The sequence below is a fragment of the Streptomyces sp. NPDC051563 genome (assembly GCF_044454225.1).
Classification (GTDB): Bacteria; Actinomycetota; Actinomycetes; order Streptomycetales; family Streptomycetaceae; genus Streptomyces.
In genome coordinates this window covers 31555-51708 of the sequence record NZ_JBITDL010000047.1, presented here as the reverse complement: position 1 = coordinate 51708, position 20154 = coordinate 31555, and the positions used below count along the sequence as shown (strand labels likewise).

Annotated in this window: 15 protein-coding genes; 9 read left to right on the top strand and 6 right to left on the bottom strand. The window is 72.4% G+C overall.

The window, feature by feature from the left end; all coding sequences use genetic code 11:
* Positions 1 to 104: 104 nt before the first annotated feature.
* Together ACIA8F_RS36755 and ACIA8F_RS36750 are read right to left on the bottom strand one after the other, a co-directional pair.
* Positions 105 to 1670 (bottom strand): PepSY-associated TM helix domain-containing protein, encoded by a 1566-nt coding sequence (locus tag ACIA8F_RS36755; protein WP_399385386.1) that lies wholly within the window; start codon positions 1668 to 1670, stop codon positions 105 to 107.
* 86 nt (positions 1671 to 1756) lie between these two features.
* Positions 1757 to 2551 (bottom strand): hypothetical protein, encoded by a 795-nt coding sequence (locus ACIA8F_RS36750; RefSeq protein ID WP_399385385.1) that lies wholly within the window; start codon positions 2549 to 2551, stop codon positions 1757 to 1759.
* Positions 2552 to 2617: 66 nt separating this feature from the next.
* Here ACIA8F_RS36750 and ACIA8F_RS36745 point away from each other — a divergent pair, with 66 nt between their 5' ends.
* From ACIA8F_RS36745 to ACIA8F_RS36715, 7 genes are all read left to right on the top strand, one after another.
* Positions 2618 to 3268, top strand: a complete 651-nt coding sequence (locus ACIA8F_RS36745) for a rhomboid-like protein (protein WP_399385384.1) — start codon at positions 2618 to 2620, stop codon at positions 3266 to 3268.
* A gap of 49 nt (positions 3269 to 3317) precedes the next feature.
* On the top strand, positions 3318 to 4133 hold the full coding sequence (locus ACIA8F_RS36740; RefSeq protein ID WP_399385383.1) for a tyrosine-protein phosphatase: 816 nt from the start codon (positions 3318 to 3320) through the stop codon (positions 4131 to 4133).
* Between the two features lie 78 nt (positions 4134 to 4211).
* Entirely contained in the window at positions 4212 to 6140 is a 1929-nt protein-coding gene (locus ACIA8F_RS36735; RefSeq protein WP_399385382.1) for a hypothetical protein, read from the top strand.
* Between the two features lie 111 nt (positions 6141 to 6251).
* On the top strand, positions 6252 to 7202 hold the full coding sequence (locus tag ACIA8F_RS36730) for a metal-dependent hydrolase (protein WP_399385381.1): 951 nt from the start codon (positions 6252 to 6254) through the stop codon (positions 7200 to 7202).
* Positions 7199 to 8251 carry a PDR/VanB family oxidoreductase gene (locus tag ACIA8F_RS36725; RefSeq protein ID WP_399385380.1) on the top strand — a complete coding sequence of 351 codons (1053 nt, stop codon included), beginning with the start codon at positions 7199 to 7201 and terminating at the stop codon, positions 8249 to 8251. The genes ACIA8F_RS36730 and ACIA8F_RS36725 overlap by 4 nt, the downstream gene beginning before the upstream one ends.
* Positions 8252 to 8286: 35 nt before the next feature.
* Complete coding sequence (locus tag ACIA8F_RS36720) at positions 8287 to 9060, top strand: TetR/AcrR family transcriptional regulator (protein ID WP_399385379.1); 774 nt, start codon at positions 8287 to 8289, stop codon at positions 9058 to 9060.
* 39 nt (positions 9061 to 9099) lie between these two features.
* Positions 9100 to 9645, top strand: a complete 546-nt coding sequence (locus tag ACIA8F_RS36715; protein WP_399385378.1) for a GNAT family N-acetyltransferase — start codon at positions 9100 to 9102, stop codon at positions 9643 to 9645.
* A 44-nt stretch (positions 9646 to 9689) separates the two neighbouring features.
* On the opposite strand, the gene pulA is transcribed toward ACIA8F_RS36715, so the two are convergent.
* Together pulA and ACIA8F_RS36705 are read right to left on the bottom strand one after the other, a co-directional pair.
* Positions 9690 to 15080, bottom strand: a complete 5391-nt coding sequence (gene pulA, locus ACIA8F_RS36710; RefSeq protein ID WP_399385377.1) for a pullulanase-type alpha-1,6-glucosidase — start codon at positions 15078 to 15080, stop codon at positions 9690 to 9692.
* A gap of 41 nt (positions 15081 to 15121) precedes the next feature.
* Entirely contained in the window at positions 15122 to 16888 is a 1767-nt protein-coding gene (locus tag ACIA8F_RS36705; protein WP_399385376.1) for a carbohydrate-binding module family 20 domain-containing protein, read from the bottom strand.
* 284 nt (positions 16889 to 17172) lie between these two features.
* On the opposite strand from ACIA8F_RS36705, the gene ACIA8F_RS36700 reads away from it, so the two are divergent.
* A complete protein-coding gene (locus ACIA8F_RS36700; protein WP_399385375.1) occupies positions 17173 to 17838 on the top strand; it encodes an HAD family hydrolase in 666 nt (221 codons plus the stop codon).
* A 28-nt stretch (positions 17839 to 17866) separates the two neighbouring features.
* On the opposite strand, the gene ACIA8F_RS36695 is transcribed toward ACIA8F_RS36700, so the two are convergent.
* Together ACIA8F_RS36695 and ACIA8F_RS36690 are read right to left on the bottom strand one after the other, a co-directional pair.
* Positions 17867 to 18181, bottom strand: a complete 315-nt coding sequence (locus tag ACIA8F_RS36695) for a 4a-hydroxytetrahydrobiopterin dehydratase (protein WP_399385374.1) — start codon at positions 18179 to 18181, stop codon at positions 17867 to 17869.
* 1 nt (position 18182) lies between these two features.
* Positions 18183 to 19427: a Twin-arginine translocation pathway signal gene (locus ACIA8F_RS36690; RefSeq protein ID WP_399385373.1), complete on the bottom strand. Its 1245-nt coding sequence runs from the start codon at positions 19425 to 19427 to the stop codon at positions 18183 to 18185.
* A 49-nt stretch (positions 19428 to 19476) separates the two neighbouring features.
* Between ACIA8F_RS36690 and ACIA8F_RS36685 the strand changes: the two genes are divergently transcribed.
* Complete coding sequence (locus ACIA8F_RS36685; protein ID WP_399385372.1) at positions 19477 to 20043, top strand: DUF6415 family natural product biosynthesis protein; 567 nt, start codon at positions 19477 to 19479, stop codon at positions 20041 to 20043.
* Positions 20044 to 20154: the final 111 nt, after the last annotated feature.

Below are 20154 nucleotides of genomic sequence, written 5' to 3'. Positions count from 1 at the left end.
GCAAGGCGGAGGAGGGAGTCGACGCGGAGCGTCGGCGAGTGACGACAACGCGGCGAGGCGCGGTGCCAGACCCCGCGAGCCCGGCCTGATCGACACGACACCCCCTAGGGGGTGCGCCTCGCTGCCACGAAGCCCAGCGCCAGGTCGCCCGCCAGGAACACCAGCAGGCTGATGCCCAGCATCGGTACGAACCAGCCCACCAGGGCCGTCGCCGCGGCCAGCGGCAGCAGCACCGTCACCGGCAGCTTGCGCCACGCCCCGCGCGGCTGGGGGCGGCCGACCGAGAGCGTGCGGTCCTTGGTCGGGCGGCGCAGCCACCACATGCGGTAGCCCCAGACGACCATGGCCATCACCAGGAGGGCCAGCACGGCCAGGGCCAGCTGGTTGGCGAGCCCGAAGGTCAGGCCCATGTGCAGGTCTATGCCGAAGCGGGTCAGCTGGGCCAGCAGCGGGTGGTCGGCGAAGCGGAGTTCGTCCATGACCCGGCCGTCGGCGGGGTCCACGGCGACCGCGTCCAGGTGCACCGGCACCTGCTTGTCCTGCTCCTTGACCACGTAGCCCTTGCCCTGGGCGGGCACGGTGATCCGCAGCGATGCGGTGACCCCGGCGGAGCGGGCGGCCGCCACGGCTCCGTCGATGCCGATGACATCGACCGGGGCGGGTACCGCCGCTCGGTCACCCGCCGCCGCGCCGTGTCCGGCGTGCTCGCCGCCCGCCTCGGCGGCAGGGGCGCCGGGGAGCTTGGCGGCCACGGCCGGGGTGCCCCCGCCGAGACCGTCCTTGAGCTCCCCGATGTTCTCGCCGGCGTACCGCGACCAGGTAAGGCCGGTGGCGGAGAGGCCCACGAGGCCGAGCACGATCCAGACGCCGACGGAGCCGTGCCAGGACAGGGTCTTGCGGCGGCCGGTCGCCGTGCGGTCGGGCAGGACGAGCCCGGCACGGCCGGCCGCGCGGGTCCGCCTGCGGCCGATCCACAGCGCCAGTCCGCCGAGCGCGACCACCCACAGCCAGCTGGCGGCGAGTTCGCTGTAGTTCCGCCCGAATTCCCCGAGCTGGAGGCTGGAGTGGAACTCGCTCAGCCAGGCCCGCAGCGGCAGCGCGTCGCCGACGGTGGTGAGCTTCCCGCGGACCTCGGCCGTATACGGATCGACGAACACGGTGAGCGTCTCGCCCTCGGCGAGTCCCGGGCTCTCCATGATCACCCGGGTGGTGGCGTCCGCCTCCGGGGCGGGCCATACGGCCGACACCGTGCCCTGAGGCGCGGCGTTCTTGGCCGCCGCGACCTGGGCGGCGAGCGGCTGCGCGCTCGCGCCGACGCGGTCGACCGTCAGCTGGTCGGCGTAGAGGATCTTCTCGGCCTGCCAGGAGCCGGCGTAGAGCAGTCCGGTGGTGGCGGCGACGAGCAGGAGCGGGGCGATCAGCACCCCGGCGTAGAAGTGCAGGCGCAGGAGCAGCGGCCGCAGCGCGGCCCAGGTGCCGGCCGCGCGGGCGGAGGAGGAACCGGGCGTGGATCCGGGGGCGGTTCCGGGTGCGGCGGCAGTACCGGTGGCGGTTTCGGTGCCGGCGCTGGTGCCGGTTTCGGTTTCGGTGCCGGTTTCGGTTTCGGTGCCGGTTTCGGTTTCGGGTGCGTCGGGGTCCGCTGTGCGGACGACGGCCTCGTCGAGAGACATGGGTGTCCTAGGTGTTGGCGAAGACAGGGGTGAGCGGCCCCAGGTCTCGCCCCCTCGCCAGGGAGGTGCGCCGGTCGATCGGGCGATCAGGCGCGGGCAGGACGGCCGGGGGCCGTGATACGGATCCGTCCGCGTGCGGGCGGCCCGCGCCGCTCGGCGGTGTGTGCGTGTACGGCTCCGCGCAGGGTGCGCGGCCGCCGGTACCCGGCGGGCCGGAACGCCGGCGCCTGCGGTACGGGGATCCCGCGCGTGCGGAGCAGGGCGAGGACCCGGGAGAGCGGCCGGGCGGCGAGCAGCGCCCCGGCCGCCAGGACGGCGGTGAGCCGGAAGACGGCGGCCTCGCCCCAGGCCAGCCAGAGGGCGCAGAACAGTCCGGCGAGGACGTGCGCGGCGATCATGCCGAGCCCGTCGTGGGCGTGGCCGGCGGCCATGTCACCCATGCCGGCCATGGCGCTCATGCCGTCCGCCGCGGTCATGCCGTCCGCCGCGCCCATGCCGTCCATGGCACTCATGCCGTCCATGGAGTGCGCTCCGTGCGCGGAGTGCGCCCCGTGCGCCGCCCCGGCAGCCGTGCCCTCCGCTCCCGCTCCCGCGCTCGCTCCCGTGCCCGTCCCGTGCCGGGCACCCGCCGTGGAGGCGGAGAAGACGAGGTGCAGGACCGCCTGTACGGCGAGCAGGGCCGCGGAGATGGAGAGCGGTCCGCGGCGGCGCCCGGCGGAGAGCCAGGCGAGCCCTCCGGTCAGCCCGAATGCGGACAGAAGGCCCAGTGCGGGAAGGTCCGTGCCGGACATGTACGAATGCCCCGCCGCACCCAGTGCGACGGCCACTGCCGCGAAGAGCGCGGCTCGCAGGGCGCGCATCGGCGCGGGGCTGTCTGACATGACCAGCGCATATTGCCACGGTCCCCCGCCTCGCCGCGGGGCACCCCCGTGGCCGATCATGGACCGATGAGCCCCCTGTCCTTGACGGTCCCGCTGAGCGCGGTGTACACGGGCGCGGTCCAGCTCGGGGCGTACGCCCTGGAGCGGCTGGATCCGGCGGCGCGGGAGCGGCTGCTGCGCCGGTGCTCCACCAACACCGACAATCTGGACGCCGGCCGCTGGGAGACCCTGCCGGCCAGCGCCCTCCTCGTCGAGGAGCCGATGCCGCTGCCGTACGCGCTCCTGCTGACGGCCGTCCTCGGGTACGCCGAGTACGCCTACGGGGCCTGGTGGACGGCGGCAACCTTCCTGTTCGGGCACGTCACGGCCACCCTGCTGGTCTACGGGGCGCTGCGCCGGACGGCCGGTCCGCGGACCCGGCGGGCGGTGGACGTGGGCACCAGCTACGGGTTCAACACCGTGCTCGGGGCGCTGACCTCGGTGCTTCCGCGCGGGCCGGTGCGCACCACCGCCCGGGCCGGTCTGCTGGCGCTCGCCGTCCGGCCGGTGCTGCGGCGGGAGCGGACCTTCACCGACGCCGGGCACCTGGTGGCCCTGAGTCTCGGACTCGGGGTCTCGCTGGCCGCCGATTACCTTTCCGGAGCGAAATCTCCGAAAATCATACGGATGACACGCGTCACCCAGTGCGCTTCATTCCGAGCCCATCCACTTCTCTGATCATTCGATTCTCTGATCATGACTCTCTGATCACGTTGGAGCCGCCACGATGACCGTCACCACCGCCAAGACCGTCGCCAACCTCCGGGACCTCGGCGGCACCCCGCTCGCCGGGGGCCGCAGCGTCCGCCCCGGTCTGGTGCTGCGCTCCGGCCAGCTCGACCGGCTCGACCTCGACGTCGACCAGGCGGTGGCCGCTCTGGGCATCGGCACCGTCATCGACTTCCGTACCGGTGTGGAGCGCGGCCAGCACCCCGACCGGGTGCCGGCCGGCGCCCGGCTGCTCATAGCAGACGCCCTGGCCGACAAGATGGCGGCCGACAGCACGGGCGAGGGCGGCCCCGGGAAGATACCGGCCGCCCAGCTCAAGGACATCCTGTCCGACCCGGTGGTGGCGGAGGAGCACCTGGGCGGCGGCAAGGTGCAGACCCTGTTCACCAGCCTCTACCGGTCCCTGGTCAGCTCCGCCTCCGCGCAGGCCGCGTACCGGCTGCTGCTCACCGAGCTCGCCGATCCGCGGTCCGGGCCGGTGCTCTTCCACTGCACGGCGGGCAAGGACCGTACGGGCTGGGGCGCGACCGTGGTGCTGTCGCTGCTCGGCGCCGACGACGAGACGCTGATGAGCGAGTACCTGTCGGTCAACCCGGCGGTGCGGATCGCCTTCGCCCCGATGATCGAGGGCTTCACGGCGGCCGGCGGCGACCCGGACATCGCACTGGCCCTGATCGGGGTCTTCCCCTCCTACCTGGAGGCCGGACTGGACGAGGTGAACACGCGCTACGGCTCGATGGAGAAGTACGTGCGCGAGGGTCTCGGAGTCTCCGACGAAACGGTCGAGGCGCTGCGCGCCCGCCTGATCGTCTGACCGCCGGCCGGTCGCCCGGGACCGAACATGCGCCCTGGGACCCGGTGACCATCCGACCATTCGCTCGTTCTGCTGAACGTGACTGCGCCGGATACCGCCACCCGCCCCCTCTCCCCCGATGTCGAGCAGGCCGAGGCCGCCATCGTCGAGCACTATCCCCGGCTGGTGCGACTGGCCTACCTGGTGCTGCCGCCCGCCCTCGGCCGCAACCGCCGGGTGCTCACCGCCCACTCGCTGGCGCAGCGCGCCCTGCCGCGCGGCCGGCGGGACGGGGCGGCCGCCGCGCAGTCGGCGGTGCAGGGCGGGGTGCCGGGACAGCGGGGCGGGGCGGGTCCCGAGTCCGGGTACGCGTACGTACGGCTGCGCGTGCTGCGGTCCGCGCTGGAGGCCGGGATCCCGCTGACGTTCCGCGCACTGCCCCGGCGGGCCCAACTGCCGCCGCTGCTCCCCCAGGTGTGGGGGCTGCGGCTGTTCCCGCGCTCGGGCGGGGCCGAGGAGCTGGCGCTCGACCAGTGGCTGGCCACGCTCGACGGGCCGGGGCGGGCGGCGTGCGTCCTGCGGGCGCTGGAGCGGCTGCCCGAGCCGGAGGTGCTGCGGGTACTGACCGAGGCGGGCGTGGCCAACCCGGCCGCCGCCGTCGCGGAGTCCGGGGACCCCTCGACCGACGAGCTGTTCGCCTCCCCCGAGTTCGACCCCTGCGTGCTCCAGGCCCGGCCCACCGACCTGCTGCGCCGGCGCCGGCTGGTGCGGGCCGGGATCGCCGCCGGGGCCGCCCTCGCCGTGTGCGGGGTACTGCTGTCGCTGCCCGGCGGCGGATGGGGCGCCGACGGGGCCGCGGCCCCGCTCTACGCGAAGAACGCGGCGGCGGAGCAGGCGCTGGACCCCGGGCAGCTGGTCCGGGTCGCGCCCACGGTCTGGCGTACGGCCTCCCGTACCGACTACTCCGGCTGGCCCGCGCGCGGGGACCGCGTCGACGATGCAGCGCTGCTGCGGCGGGCGCTGGCCGTCTGGGCCCGGCCGGGCCGCTCGGTCGTGGTCTCGGCCACCCCCGGCACCCCGTCCGGGCCGCCGATGGGACCGCCGCAGCTGCTGTTCGCCGGGACTGTCGACCAGGCCGTCGTGGTCCTGCTGTACGACGGCCTGCGCGTGGTGCGGTACGCCGAGCCGCGCTCCGGCACCGACATCGCGGCCCTCGACTTCGCCCGGACCGACGGGGCCTCGGCGGACACGGCCGCGGCCCTGGTGCTCAGCCGGGTCGACGGCAACGTCCGCTATCTGACGGCCCCTTGGGTGACGGCCGCGACGCAGCGCGACCTGCTGAAGCCGGGGGACGCCCCGACCGGACTCAAGCTGACGCCGGAGGGGGTCACTCCGCCGGTGCCGAGCCCCGCCCCGGAGGGGACCTGTACGAGCTGGAACGCGCTGGCCGTGACCGGTGACGGCGCGACCCGGCTGATCACCGACCTGGGCGAGCTGACCCCGGCCCGGCTGACCTCGGGGGCGCCCGGCGCCGAGCGGAACGTGACCGAGGGCGCGGAGCTGGGCGACTGGTCGCGGATCGCCTGCCTGCTGCCTTCGGTGCGTTCGCACGGGGTCCGCACGGTCAACACGTGGACGTACGCGAAGCAGCCGCTGCCCGAGGGCGACGGCACGGCGACCTGGCTGTGCACCCGGGCGGAAACCTGGCAGGGCACGGCGGACCGGGTGCAGGCGCAGTTCCTGGCCCCGGGCGCGCCGCTGGCGGCGCAGGCGGCGAAGGCGGAGGGCTCGCCGGCGTGCGGGCCGCGGGAGCCGCGGGTGCTGGCCGGGGTGCTGTGGAAGTCGAAGGCCGGGCAGTGGTACGTCCTGGCGGCGGGCAGTGCGCAGTTCGCCTCGCTGACCGTGGGCGGCGGCCAGGTGAGCGGGGTCGCGGTGGGCAACCGGCTGGCGGTGAAGGCTCCGGCGGGCGCGCAGGTGGAACTGACGGGCAAGCTCACGGACGGTTCGAAGGCGGGAGTGCTGCGCTAGTCGCGGCCCGGCCCGGGGGCGGGGCTGCGCTAGCCGCGGCCCGGCCCGGGGGCGGCAGGAAGTGGCGGTAGAGGGGTTTCCCTCCCCTCTACCCATCAGTACATTGACGCCATGTCTAATACGCCGCCCGCGTCGCCCGCCCCCGTGGCGTCGGAACACATAGAGCTGAAGGCCCGCAACGTGTCCTTCTCCTGGGAGGACACCCCGCTCCACTGGCTGCCCGGCGACCCCTTCGCCAACCACACGATCAACGTGCTGCACCTGCTGCTCCCGGCGGGCGAGCGCTGGTTCGTGCACGTCTACAAGCAGGTGCTCCCGTACATCACGGACGAGCAACTGCGCGCGGACGTGGTCGGGTTCATCGGCCAGGAAGCGATGCACGCGAGCGCGCACGACGACGTGCTCCCCCACCTCAAGCGGCTGGGCCTGGACCCGACGCCCTACACGGCGCAGATCGACTGGCTCTTCGAGAAGCTGCTCGGGGACCGGACGCTGCCGCCGGGCGCACCCCGCAAGTGGTGGCTGATGGAGCGCGTGGCGATGATCGCAGCGATCGAGCACTACACGGCCTTCCTGGGCAACTGGGTCCTCAACGCGCAGGAGTTGGACCGGCGCGGCGCTGACCCGGTGATGCTGGACCTGCTGCGCTGGCACGGCGCGGAGGAGGTCGAGCACCGGTCGGTGGCCTTCGACCTGTTCATGCACCTCGACGGCGGCTACCGCCGCCGGGCCCGCACCTGGGCCACGGCCTTCACGGCGCTGGTCTTCCTGTGGCAGCGCGGATCGCGCTACTTCATGGAGCACGACCCCGGACTCCCGCCCGGCTCCAGGGCCTCGGTGGGCCAGTTCTACCGCTCGGGCCGCAAGGGGACCCTGCCGTCCGCGGGCGCGATGCTGAAGTCGATACCGACGTACCTCTCGCGCTCCTACCACCCCTCGCAGGAAGGCTCCACCGCCCAGGCCGTGGCCTACCTCGCCTCCTCCCCCGGGGCCAACGGGGGTCTCCCGGGCGGCCTCCAGGGCGGCCTCCAGGGCGGCGCGAACGGCGGTGCCCCCGCATGAGGCGCGTCCTGACGGTGACCGCGCTGGCGGGCGCCGCGTGGGTGGCGAAGCGCGCGATCGGCCGGCGCATCGACTCCGGATCCCCGCTGTGGCCGCTGCCCGCGCTGGAGACCCCGGTCTCGGGGTACTCGCCGCGCCGGTGGATCCCGGCGCTGATCGTCTCCCGCACGGAGCCGGCGGACGGGGTGCTGTCCCTGACCCTGGAGTCGGCGGAGCTCCCGGAGTGGGCCCCGGGCGCACACCTGGACGTGCAGCTCCCGTCGGGACTGGTGCGCCAGTACTCCCTGTGCGGCAACCCCACCGACCGGGGCCGCTACACGATCGCGGTCCGGCTCGTACCGGAAGGCCGCGGCGGCTCGCGCGAGGCGCACGCCCAGCTGGTGGAGGGCGCGGAACTCCCGGTCCGCCCGCCCCGCAACCGCTTCCCCCTGGTCCCGGCCCCGTCCTACGCCTTCGTCGCGGGCGGGATCGGCATCACCCCCCTCCTGCCGATGCTCCGGGCGGCCACCGCGGCCGGCGCGGACTGGACCCTGCTCTACGGGGGCCGCTCGCGGGCCTCGATGCCCTTCCTCGGCGACCTCGCGCCGTACGGGGACCGGGTCACGGTCGTCCCCGAGGACGAGGCGGGCCTCCCCGACCTGAGCGCGCTCGGCGCCTCCCTCGGCCCGGACACCCCGGTCTACTGCTGCGGCCCGGCCCCGCTGATGGCTGCGGTGGAAGCCGCCGCACCGGCGGGCACCCCGGTCCACCTGGAGCGGTTCGCCCCGGCGGTCGCGGGCGGGGACGCGAGGCCCTTCACGGTGGAACTGCACCGCTCGGGGCGGGTCGTGGAGGTGGCGGCGACGGAATCCGCCCTGACCGCCGTCCGCAGGGAGCTCCCCGGTACCCCGTACTCCTGCGAGCAGGGCTTCTGCGGCACCTGCCAACACCGGGTGCTGTCGGGGGACATCGACCACCGCGACACCCTGCTCACCGACGGGGAACGCGAGGACTCCATGCTCCTGTGCGTCTCCCGCGCCGCCTCGGACCGGCTGGTCCTGGACCTGTAGGGGGTCCTTGCGGGGGTGCGCAGTAGGGTGGCCGCATGACAACCGGGGTGCGGCGCAGGATGGGTGTCGAGGAGCGGCGGCAGCAGCTGATCGGGGTGGCGCTGGAGCTGTTCAGCCACCGGTCGCCCGACGATGTGTCCATCGACGAGATCGCGGCGGCCGCGGGCATATCGCGGCCGCTGGTCTACCACTACTTTCCCGGCAAGCTGAGCCTCTACGAGGCTGCGCTGCGGCGGGCGGCCGACGAGCTCGCGCTGCGGTTCGTGGAGCCCCGGGAGGGGCCGCTCGGGACCCGGCTGCTGCGGGTCATGGGGCGGTTCTTCGCCTTCGTCGACGACCACGGGCCCGGTTTCTCGGCACTGATGCGGGGCGGACCGGCGGTCGGCAGCAGCCGGGCCAGCGCGATGGTCGACGAGGTGCGCCAGGCGGCGTACGAGCAGATCCTCGCGCACCTGGGCGTCGACCGGCAGGCCCCGCCGGCCCGGCTGGAACTCGTGGTGCGCTCCTGGGTGTCGCTGGCCGAGTCGACGGCGCTGATCTGGCTGGACGGCCGGCGGATCCCGCGCGCCGAGCTGGAGTTGCAGCTGGTGCACGATTTCGCGGCGCTGGCCGCGGTGAGCGCCGCCTACGACGCGGAGATGGCGGGCATCCTCGTACGGATCCTCGTGGACGAGCCGGCCGACGGGCCGTTCGGGGAGCTGGTGGGGCGGCTGGCGGCCCTCGTCCCCACGGAACGCGGCGCGACGGGGGCCGGTCCCTCCGTTCCCGGTGCCCCGGTTCCCGGTCCCTCCGTTCCCGGTCCGCGTTGATCAGCGGTCCTTGATCGAATAGCACGCAATAATGCCCGCGTGATCATTGACGACGGGATCGTGTTCCGCCAGGCCGAGGAGAAGGACGCCGGCACGCTGGTGGCGCTGTACGACCAGGCCGCGCACTGGATGGCCGCCCACGGGATCGACCAGTGGAAGCCCGGCGAGAAGGACCCCGCGCACTTCCTGAAGATCATGCGCGAGGGCGAGGTGTGGATCGCCTCGGACGGCAACGGGCACGCCGTCGGGGCCTACGAGCTGTGGTGGTCCGACGAGGAGGCCTGGGGCATCCAGCCGCCCGTGGCCGGCTACGTGCACCGGCTCATGGTCGAACGCCAGGCCGCGCCCCCCGGGGCCGGCCGGCGGCTGCTCGAACACTCCGAGCGGCGCATCGCCAGGACCGGCCGCGAACGGGCGCGGCTGGACTGCGTCTCCACCAACCCCCGGCTGCTCGCCTACTACCGCTCCGCGGGCTACCGGGTGGTCGGGGAGTTCCCCCACAAGGAGGGCGCGGACGGGCGGGTGTACGGGGTCATCCTGCTGGAGAAGCGGCTGGACCAGCTCACTCTGGTCAACCCGGCCTGATCCGCCGCTCCTTCATCGATCCCGCCCGACCCGCCCCTCCTTGGTCACCCCCGCTTGAAGACGGCCGCGGTGCGGCCCGGGACGGCGAACTCCCCCTTCGCCGGGTCGTAGGACGCCTGCCGGACCACCGGGTCCGCGCCCGAGGCCTGGACCGGGTGCAGTGCGTAGGCCGTGCCCGCGAGGGCCGGGACCCGCTGGGTCAGGGCCGTGGGGGCGGCGTTGAAGACCACCACCAGGTCGCCCACAGCCATCGTGATCACGCCCGGGGTCTCCCCGGTCCCCGAGAGGGGGAAGGCCAGCTTCGCCTGGACCGCCTCGGCGGTGGTGAGGGCGAAGGCCGGCTCCGTCGTACGGATCCTGAGCAGGTCCCGGTACGCGGACGAGGCGCCGTCGATCTCCGCGCAGCCGGGTGCGGGCGCGGTCAGCAGGGGCTTCGCGTAGGGCCACTTCGCGCGGTTGTCGGCCGCCGGGGGCAGGCCGCGGCCGAAGCCGTTGCCGTCCTTGCAGTCCCAGTGGACGGCGTTGAACCAGTCGCCGCTGTCGAAGGAGTTGCGGTCCAGGGACTTGGAGCGGAGCAGGTCGGTGCCCGCCTGGGAGAGGGCCGGGCCCTGCGAGAGGGCGGCGACGGACATCGCCAGGACCTGGGCGCGGGACCGGTCGGCCGCCGGGGTGCCCTCGGGAAGCTTGAAGGCCAGGGCGTCGAAGAGGGTCTCGTTGTCGTGGGCGTCGACGTACGCGAGCGCGTCGCCGGGGGCCGCCGCGTATCCGGCCGGAGCCCCGTTGTAGTCCACCTCGGAGCCCTTGACGGCGCGGCCGGCGGAGTCGGTGAAGGCGTACCCGGCGAGGTTGCCGGTCAGCCCGACCTTGATCAGGTCCTGGTCGTGCAGGAGCCGGACGCGCTGCTGCTCCGAAGTGCCGTTCGCCGGGGCGGCGTTGGGGGCGGTGAACAGGCCGGAGGCGAAGCCCTGGACGCGCGGGTCCTCGTCGAAGGGGCCGCCGCCGCGGACCGCGTCACGGGCCCGGTCGGAGAAGGTGGCGATGCCGGTGCCGGCCATGTTGCGCTGCGTGGCCTGCACGAACCGGGCGTCGTCGGCGACCTCGCCGAAGTTCCAGCCCTCCCCGTAGAGGACGATCTTCTTGCCGTCGACCCCGTCCTTGGCGGGGGTCAGCGCGTCGAGGGCGGCGCGCACGGCCAGGATGTTGGCCTTCGGGTGGTGGCCCATGAGGTCGAAGCGGAAGCCGTCCACCTTGTACTGCCTGGCCCAGGTGACCACCGAGTCCACGACGAGGCGGCCCATCATGGCGTTCTCGGGGGCGGTGTTGGCGCAGCAGGTGGAGGTGGCGACGGAGCCGTCGGCCAGCAGCCGCTGGTAGTAGCCGGGGACGATGCGGTCGAGCACCGACTTGTCGGACTGGCCGGCGGCCACCGTGTGGTTGTAGACCACGTCCATGACCGTGCGCAGGCCCGCGCCGTTCAGGGACTGCACCATGCGGCGGAACTCCACCGTGCGGGCCGTGCCGTTCGGGTCGCTCGCGTACGAGCCCTCGGGGACCGTGTAGTGCAGCGGGTCGTAGCCCCAGTTGTAGGCGTCCTTCGCGGCCGCGGCGGCCACGCAGGCCTGCTGCTCCTCGGAGTCGGGGGCGTAGACCTTCAAGTCGCAGGCGGGCTCGGTGCGGTCCGCGGGCTTCTCGGGGACGGTGCCGATGTCGAAGACGGGCAGCAGGTGGACGTAGGAGGTACCGGCGGCGGCCAGGTCGCGCAGGTGGCGCATGCCCGCCGAGGCGGTGTCCGTGAAGGCCAGGTACTGGCCGGGATGGGTGGTGGTGCGGTCGGCGACCGAGAAGTCGCGGACGTGCAGCTCCTGGATCTGCGCGGAGGCGAAGGGGACGGGAGCGGGCTTCTTCAGCTCGCGCCAGCCGGGCGGGGCCAGCTTCGGATCGGCGAGGTCCACGGCCAGGCTGTACGCGGAGTCCGTGGTCAGGGCGGTGGAGTACGGGTCGGTGACCAGGTTGCGGACCACCTGGCCGGTGCTCGGGGCCCAGACGGTGACGGCGTAGCGGTAGCGCTTGCCGGCCCAGTCGCGCTCGCCGCGCACCGACCAGACGCCGGTGGCGTCGTCGCGGCGCATCGGGACGGTGCGGCCGCCGTCGAGTTCGAGGGCGACCTGCCGGGCGGTCGGGGCCCACACGGAGAGGGTGGGGCGGCCGTCCTTGAAGACGGGGCCGAGGGCCGTCTTCTGCGCGCCGGTCGCGTAGAGGTCGTCGAGGACCCCGGCGAGCTGGACCCCGGTGGCGGCGAGGACGGCGCCGTTGGCGGCGCGGGCGCTCGCCACGAGCTGGCCGCGCAGGGCTTCGCGGACGCGGTCGCGGTCGCGCGGGTCGACCGTGTAGGCGGCGTACGCGGCCAGGTGCGGGTACTTCTGCTTCTGCGCGGCGGTCAGCTCGGTCGCGGCCAGCCGGAGCCACTGGGCCCGGCCGGTCAGGGTGCCGTTCTCGGCCTTGACGGCGCCTTCGCGGGAGGCGAGGAGCTGGAGGGAGGCGGCGGCGGGCGGGGCGTTCCAGGCGACCGTGTCGCGGTCGATCCAGACGGCCTGGGCCTTGGTGAGGTCCAGGGCGGCGGCGCTGCCGGCGGGCTGCGGGAGGAGGTACTTCTCCGTGCCGCCCAGCATCCACACCTCGTGCCCGGTGCTCTTCAGGTCGAGGGACTGGTCGGAGGGGAGGTCCTTCTCGTCGCCCTTGTGGAGGATGTAGCTGAGGCTGGTGGCTCCGGCGGCGAGGGGGACCTCGTAGACGGCGCCGTAGGAGTCGGTACGGGCGGGGAGGACCGGCTTGGACCAGTCGGTGGGGCTCGCCGCCCCGGTCCAGACGTGCAGGCCCCAGCCCTCGTAGGCGCCGTCGGGGCGCTGGTAGTGCAGGACGGCCTTCGCCGTGTCCTGCGGCGGGTAGGCGGGGCGTTCGGTGCGGGCGGGCTCCTTGCCCTGCTCCAGCCAGATCTCGCCGGTCTTCGTCACGTCGATGGTGCGGTCGGCGGCGACGTCCTTGGTGCCGTCCTTGTCGATGACGAGATAGCCGACGCTGCTCGCCCCGGGCTTGAGCTTGACGTGGGCGAAGGCGCCGTAGGCGTCGCGGCCGGTGAACTCGTGGCCGGCGGGCCAGGGGGTCGTCTCGCCTTCGGCGATGTCGCCCCACGCGAACAGGCGCCAGTTGGTGTAGTCGCCGTCGGGGCGGTTGTAGTGGACGATCGCGTAGTCCCGCTGGGTGGCGGTGGGGACCTCGGCGGGCGGGGTCTGCCCGGTGGCCGAGGCGGCGAGGGCGCTCGCGGTGCGGCCGGCCGAGTCCACGGCCACGGCCTTGTAGCGCAGCGGGGTGCCGGCGGCGGTGGCCGGGTCGATGAACTGGGTGACCTTGTACGGGGCGTGGTCGGCGGAGCCGAGGACCTGCCACGGGCCGGTGCCGGTCTGGGCGGCGAAGACGACCCGGCTGAGGGGGTCGCCGGTGACCTCGGCGGAGAGCTCCACGGTGCCGGTGGCGCCGGGGGCGGGGGCCTTGAGGGTGAGGGCGGGCCGGGTGGTGGGCTTGGCGGCGGGGGTGGTGGCCCGGAGGACCACGGTGCCGAGGGCGGGGAGGGTGACGGTCAGTTTGCCGGCCGCGGAGGAGCGGATCAGCGTGGCCGTGCCGCCGTAGAGGGCGGCGTACTGGACTCCGGCCGGGGCGTCGAGCTCGATGGTGCGGGGTGCGGTGGCGTTGTTGGCCGCGACGAGGTACTCGGTGCGGGTGCGGGGGTCGGTACGGGCGAAGGCGTAGGCCGACCCGTCCGCGCCGCCGACGGCCCGTTCGCTCTGGATGCCGTCGCGGAGGGCCGGGTGGTCCTTGGTCAGCTTGGCGAGAGCACTGATCTGCTTGTAGAGCGGGTGCTCCGGATCGTAAGCATCGCTCGCATGCGTGCGCACCGTTCCGAGCTGGTCGTCGTCCAGGTAGTCGGCCGCCCGGGAGGCGAAGAGGGGCTGGCGGGCGTCCTTGTCCCCGCCTGCGCCGGTGAAGCCCTGCTCGTCGCCGGAGTAGATCACCGGGTTGCCCCGGGAGAGGAACATCAGCTCGTTGGCCAGCCGGTACCGGTCCAGCAGCTCCTGCTCCCCCGCCCCCGGCCGGTCCTGCTTCAGGAAGGTCCCGAAGCGGCCCATGTCGTGGTTGCCGAGGAAGGTGACCTGCTCATAGGCGTTCGCCTTGTCGGTGGTGTACCGGTAGTCGTCGCCGAAGACTGCGGCGAGGCGCCCGGCATCCGCGCCCTGGGCGGCGTACGCGCGGATCGCCTCCTGGAGCGGGAAGTCGAGGGTGGCGTCCAGCCGGCCCCGGGTCACGTACGGGGAGGTGATCGCGGTGTCGGCGGAGTAGACCTCGCCGAACATGAAGAAGTCCTTGCGCCCGTGCCGGGCGGCGTACGCGTCGAGGGCGGTGGCCCACTGGGTCCAGAAGCCGGTGTCGACGTGCTTGACGGTGTCGATCCGGAAGCCGTCGATGTCGAACTCCCTGACCCACTTCTCGTAGATCTTCTCCATCCCCTCCACCACCTCGGGACGCTCGGTCCACAGGTCGTCGAGGCCGAAGAAGTCGCCCTGGTCGGAGGATTCGCCGGCGAAGGTGGAGTCGCCGCGGTTGTGGTACATCGTCGGATCGTTGAGCCAGGCCGGGGACTTCAGGTTCTTCTTCGCCGCGGGGACGAAGGGGGTGCGGGGGAAGGAGTCGGCGTCGGTCTCGGGGAACGCGCCGTTCCCTCCCGCGTAGTCCGAGTCCTCGAACGGCTCCCCGTCCTTGGTCAGATAGGGAAAGGCCCCCTTCGACAGGTACCCGTACGAGGCCTCCCGGTAGTCGACGACGTCGGCGGTGTGATTGGTGATGACGTCGAAGAAGACCTTCATCCCCTTCGCGTGCGCCTTGTCGATCAGCCGCTCCAGATCGGCGTTGGTCCCGAAGTGCGGGTCGACCTGGGTGAAGTCGGTGATCCAGTAGCCGTGGTAGCCGGCCGAGACGTCCTTGCCCGTCCCCTGCACCGGCTGGTTCTTGAAGATCGGCGCCATCCAGATGGCCGTGGTGCCGAGCCCCTTGATGTAGTCCAGCCGGTCGGTGATCCCCTTGAGGTCCCCGCCCTGGTAGAAGCCCTTGTCCGTCGGGTCCAGCCCGGTCTCCAGCCGGGAACCGGTCAGTCCGCCCCGGTCGTTGCGCGGGTCGCCGTTCGCGAACCGGTCCGGGAGCAGGAAGTAGAACTGCTCCCGGGTCAGGTCGTGCCGCGCGGACTCGGCCGCCAGCCTGGCGTCCGAGGGCGGGGCCGGTGGCGCCTTGGCGGCGGCCGCCGCGGCGGCGGGCAGGGCGGGCAGGAGCGTCACGGCCAGGGTGGCGGCGAGCACTCCCGCGGCGCCGGCGAGGGCGGGGCGTATCAAGGCGGATCTCCTCGGGTGCGGGACGGGGTGGGACGGAAGGGTCAGTTGCGCCAGGTGTCGGTCAGCGTGACCTTGCCGTTGGCGGGGACCGTGGCGGAGCGGTTGGCTCCGCTCTCCCAGGTGACGTTCCCGGCGGCGTCCTTGCGGACGTACTTGTACGCGAAGACCGTGCCGGGCGGGAGCGTGACGTCGAGCTTCCAGACGGGGTAGGCGGCCGGGTCGAGCTTGAGCGCGGCGCCGGTGTTCCAGCTGCCGAGCTCGGCGCGGTCGCCGGTGACGTAGATGTTCTGTCCGACGACGGTGGTGGCGTTGACGGCGAAGGCGGCGCCGGCGGTGGCGGTGGGCGTCACGGTCGGGGTCACGGTCGGGGTCGGGGTCGGCGTCGGGGTGGAGGTGGCGCCGCATCCGCGGGCGCCCACATGCAGGGCGACGGCCGTCCCGGCCCCGAGGGTGGCGGTGAACCGCCCGCCGGAGTCCACGCTCACGGTCCGGCCGCTCTGCACGTCGCAGTAGTCGCCGCCCGCGAGGGAGGTCTGGAAGGTCCGGGTCAGCGCCGAGCCCTCGTGGTTGATCGCGACGTACGCCTTGGCGCCGCGGCCGAAGGCGATCCGGTCGCCCCCGTCGTCCCACCAGTCGGTGACGGCCTGGCCGCGCGCGGAGTTGCGGAAGCCGACCATGGAGGAGATCTCCCGCCAGGCGTGCTGGCACTTCCAGCCGTCGGCGTAACAGGCGTTCACGGCGCCGCCGTTCGGCGGTCCGGCATCGCGGTCGGTCCACTCGTAGCCGGAGTGGACGTCGGGCGAGCCGTAGGGCCACGCCAGCATGAAGACGCTGGCCAGCGTGTAGGCGGAGCCGTCCTTGTAGCTGAGGGTGTCACCGCCGCGCTCGGTGTCGTGGTTGTCGACGAAGACGGCGGACTGCCCGGAGGGCATGTACCCCCAGGCCTCGCCGAAGTTCTTCAGGTAGGCGAGGTTCTCGTTCTGGAAGACCCGCTTGAGGTCCCGGGCGTACCGGAACTCCTGCACGTCCCCGGTGCCGAGGTACTCGCCCGGCGAGACGGCCTCCCCGGCCCCGTAGATCGCCTCCTGCTTCCAGTAGGCGTTCGGATTCGACATCCGGGACTTGATGTTGGCGAGGTCGGCGGCGGGCATGTGCTTGGCGGCGTCGATCCGGAAGCCGTCGACACCCAGCGAGAGCAGGTCGTTGAGGTAGCCGGCGATGCGGCCGCGCACGTAGTCCTCACTCGTGTCCAGGTCGGCGAGCTGCACCAGCTCGCAGTTCTGGACGTTCGCGCGGTCCCCGTAATTCGATATCGAGGACCGGCAGTCGTCCATGTCCCCGCCGGAATAGAGGCCGGGGTAGTTGTACTTCGTGTACGAACTCCCCCCGGTCCCCACGCCGTCCCCCGCCGCCATGTGGTTGATGACGGAGTCGGCGACGACCTTCACACCGGCGGCGTGACAGGCGTCGACCATGGCCTTGAAGGCGGTACGGTCGCCCAGCCGCCCGGCGATCTTGTAGCTGACGGGCTGGTACGAGGTCCACCACTGGCCCCCCTGGATGTGCTCCTGCGGGGGCGACACCTGGACGTAGCCGTACCCGGCGGGCCCGAGACTCTCCCCGCAGGCCTTGCCCACGGCATCGAACCGCCACTCGAACAGGACGGCGGTGACGTCCTTCTCACCAGGGGCGGCCGCGCGCGCCTGCGCGGCGGGCCCCCCGACGACGGCGAGGGCGGCCACGGCGGTGACGGCGGACACGGACAGCAGCGCGGCGGCGGCTCTGACGGCGCGGGCACGGGTGGGCATGCGGTGTTCCTCCTGGCGGAGAGGCTCGGAACCGGGTGGGGACCGGTCACGGCCGAGTCGGGGATTGCAGCGACCGTAGGTGCCCGGCAGAACCGCTGCAAGACTTTGCGCAAGAGATTGCAGAATTGTTTCCGGGAGGAGTCGGGGGCGCGGGCCCGGACGCAACCACCACATGCAAGGCCCATCCCATCGACAGCAGACCTGAAACGGCGCCCCTCCACCCGCCTGTCAGGCCATGCAAGGGGCGCCTCCACCCGTCCAAACCCGTGACTAGGCTGCTCCGCATGAGGATTCGCGCTGTGGTTTTCGATGTCGGCGAGTGCCTTGTGGACGAGACCCGGGAGTACGGCACCTGGGCCGACTGGTTGGGCGTACCCCGCCACACCTTCGCCTCGATGTTCGGCGCTGTCGTGGCGCAGAATCGGGACTATCGCGAGGTGTTCCAGGAGTTCCGCCCCGGCTTCGACCTCACCGAACAGCGCGAGGCCCGCGCCGCCGCCGGCCAGCCGGAACACTTCGACGAGTCCGACCTGTACCCAGACGTCCGCCCCGCGTTCGCACAACTCCGAGCCCACGGCCTGTGGCTCGGGATCGCCGGGAACCAGACCGTCCGGGCCAGCGGCCTCCTGCGCGAGCTCTTCACGGACGACGTCGACCTGATCGGTACGTCGGACGACTGGGGCGCCAGCAAACCCGACCCCGAGTTCTTCGTCCGCGTAGCCAAGGCCGTCCCCTTCGCGCCGCACGAGATCCTCTACGTCGGCGACCGCGTCGACAACGACCTCCGCCCCGGCAAACACGCAGGAATGCACACGGCGCTCATCCGCCGGGGCCCGTGGGCCACCATCCAGTGGAACACCGCCGAGGCCCAGGAACTCCCGACGTTCCGCGTCGAGACCCTCGCCGACCTGTCCCCGCTGATCACCCAGTTCAACAAGCGAGCGAACTGACCAGAACGCGCACGTCGGCCATCCCGCGTCAGTCCAGCGGGAGCGCCTGGTGCGCGGCCACGATGGCGTCGATGCGGTGTGCGAGGTCGAAGTCCGCGCGGGTCAGGCGGTGGCCGGCATCATGCGTGGTGATCGACGCACGCAGACTGTCGATGCGGAGGTCCAGGTCAGCATGGTGCTGGATGCGCCGGGACCGGTCCGCGATGGTCACGATCGCGGCGACCGCCGCGTGGTAGCGGATCTCGTAGGTTCGGGTGATCTCGTCGCCCTTGCGCTCCCACCCCGGCAACCCGGTCAGGTGCTCGGCGATCTCCTCATCGGACAACGGCTTCGGTACGCCCATGTCAGCTCCCCTCGTGAACGGGCGCCAGGACCTCCGCGAGGTCCCGGCCTACCGGGGCATCGTGCCACGGCCTCATCTCCCCCTCCAGGGCGCGTAGTTCGCGCAGCATCCGCGCCGACCGCGTCTCCGTCGCGATCTCCACAGCCACACGAGCGATCTCCAACGCCTGTTCCGGCTCCCGGGCCACGGCGGCCGCCGTGGCGTGCCGGGCGAGATACACACCGCGGTCCCTACGGGCGGTCGCAGGAACCGCGTCGAGGACTTGCGACCACAACGACGCCGCCTCCCGCCCCAGCCCGAGACGGCCGTAGCAGGTGGCCCGCTGCACCTCAAGGTAGCCGGGCGTGCGGCGGCAGGCATTACCCCACGGCAGGTCGTCGTCCACGCGGGAGATGAGCCCACCCGCAGAGTCGATCAGACGGTCGACGGCGCTCCTGTCACCCGTGAGACTGGCGCCGTGGGCCTGCTGCTGCATCGCCATGACCCGCACTTTGGGAACGACGCGGTCGCCATCGAGCACGGCCGAGCACAAGTCGATGACGCCGTACCCGTCTCCCAGGTCAGTACGCACCTGCGCAAGGTTGACGAGCGAGTACCCGACCAGGTGCGGATCACGGGCGCGCGCCGCGATCTCCTGCGTGACGCCCCGCCAGAACGCAGCCGCACCGAGGTCCCCGGCATCCTGGTAAAGCCAGCCGACGAGAGCGGCGTAAGCGGCGCCCACCCGAAGGAGCCCACGACGAGTCTCGCCCTTCGCACTGCGGATGAGCTTGTCGATGAGCTGGAACTGGGCGCTGACGGTGGCGACGAGATCGTGAGGGCCGAGGAACATATCGGCGCGGTAGTGGCCTTCTAGTTGCTGCTGGAAGTAGTCGATGAGAGCCGGGTCCACGTGCTGCGTGGCCACAGGACCGGGCATGAGCGCGGCCGCCGTGACGGATACGAACGTCCTGCGGTTCACGTCTTCCTCTGGGTGGGCTTCAGGTCGAATCCAGCCGTCAGGGACCCGGAAGCCGAGGTCCTCGGGCCATCGGCCGAGTGCGTCGTGCAACACGATCGCCGTCTCCTCAGACGGCCACCCCGGGCTGGTGCCTTCCCAGCGCCGCCATGTTCGCGCGGACACCGCATACGAGCGGTCGTCGAGAAACCTCTGCCCATGCGTGCTGAGCGCCGCAGCAGCGGCATCCATGCTGCGCCATCCGACCCGAAGCCGGGCGGCCCTGAGCGCGTCATTTCGGTGGCTCATGACCCCAGTGTGAGGTGTCATCGCGCGTATCCCCATCCATGACCGCGACATGGCCAGCGATGGCCATGCGATGGCCTATCCGCCCATCTGCAGGCAGCGAAATCATCCACCTAAGAACACAGGACGTGCTGACGAACCGAGGTACACGGTGACGACGCAAGCAGGCGGCAACATCCAGGATTTGATCACTGAGGCCCTTGGCCCGTATCCGCAGCGCCCGTCGGCTGAGCGCGTGGCACGGCTCATCGACGATCTCATCACCTGCGGCCGGCAACTCCACCATGCCGTGAAATGCCTTCCTCACCGACCGGACGCGCGAGCCTCCAACGCGGTCGCGGAATGGGAGTACACCTCAGCGGTAGGCCCACGGACTTCCGAACCGAACGCCAATTGGAACCACGCCCGCGGCCTGGCCAGAATTGCGCGCACCTTGAAGGCAGTTCTCAGTGAGTCCGAGCATCCATCAACACCCATCTGTTGCCTCTGCGACCGACCGATCCTGAGCGATGGCTACGAGACGATTCCCGGGCATTCGATGTCCGGCGCCCGCCCGGACCAGAACGCTCATGACCGGACGGATCCTGAGTGCCGGCCGATCCGGCCGGGTAACCGGTGACTGAGCGCCTGCGACAGATCATCTACGTCCTGATCGTCCTCGGAATCCTTGCCGTCATTGTCGCCAGCACCTATTGACCTCAACACTGCCGGCTACGAGGGCCCACGACCG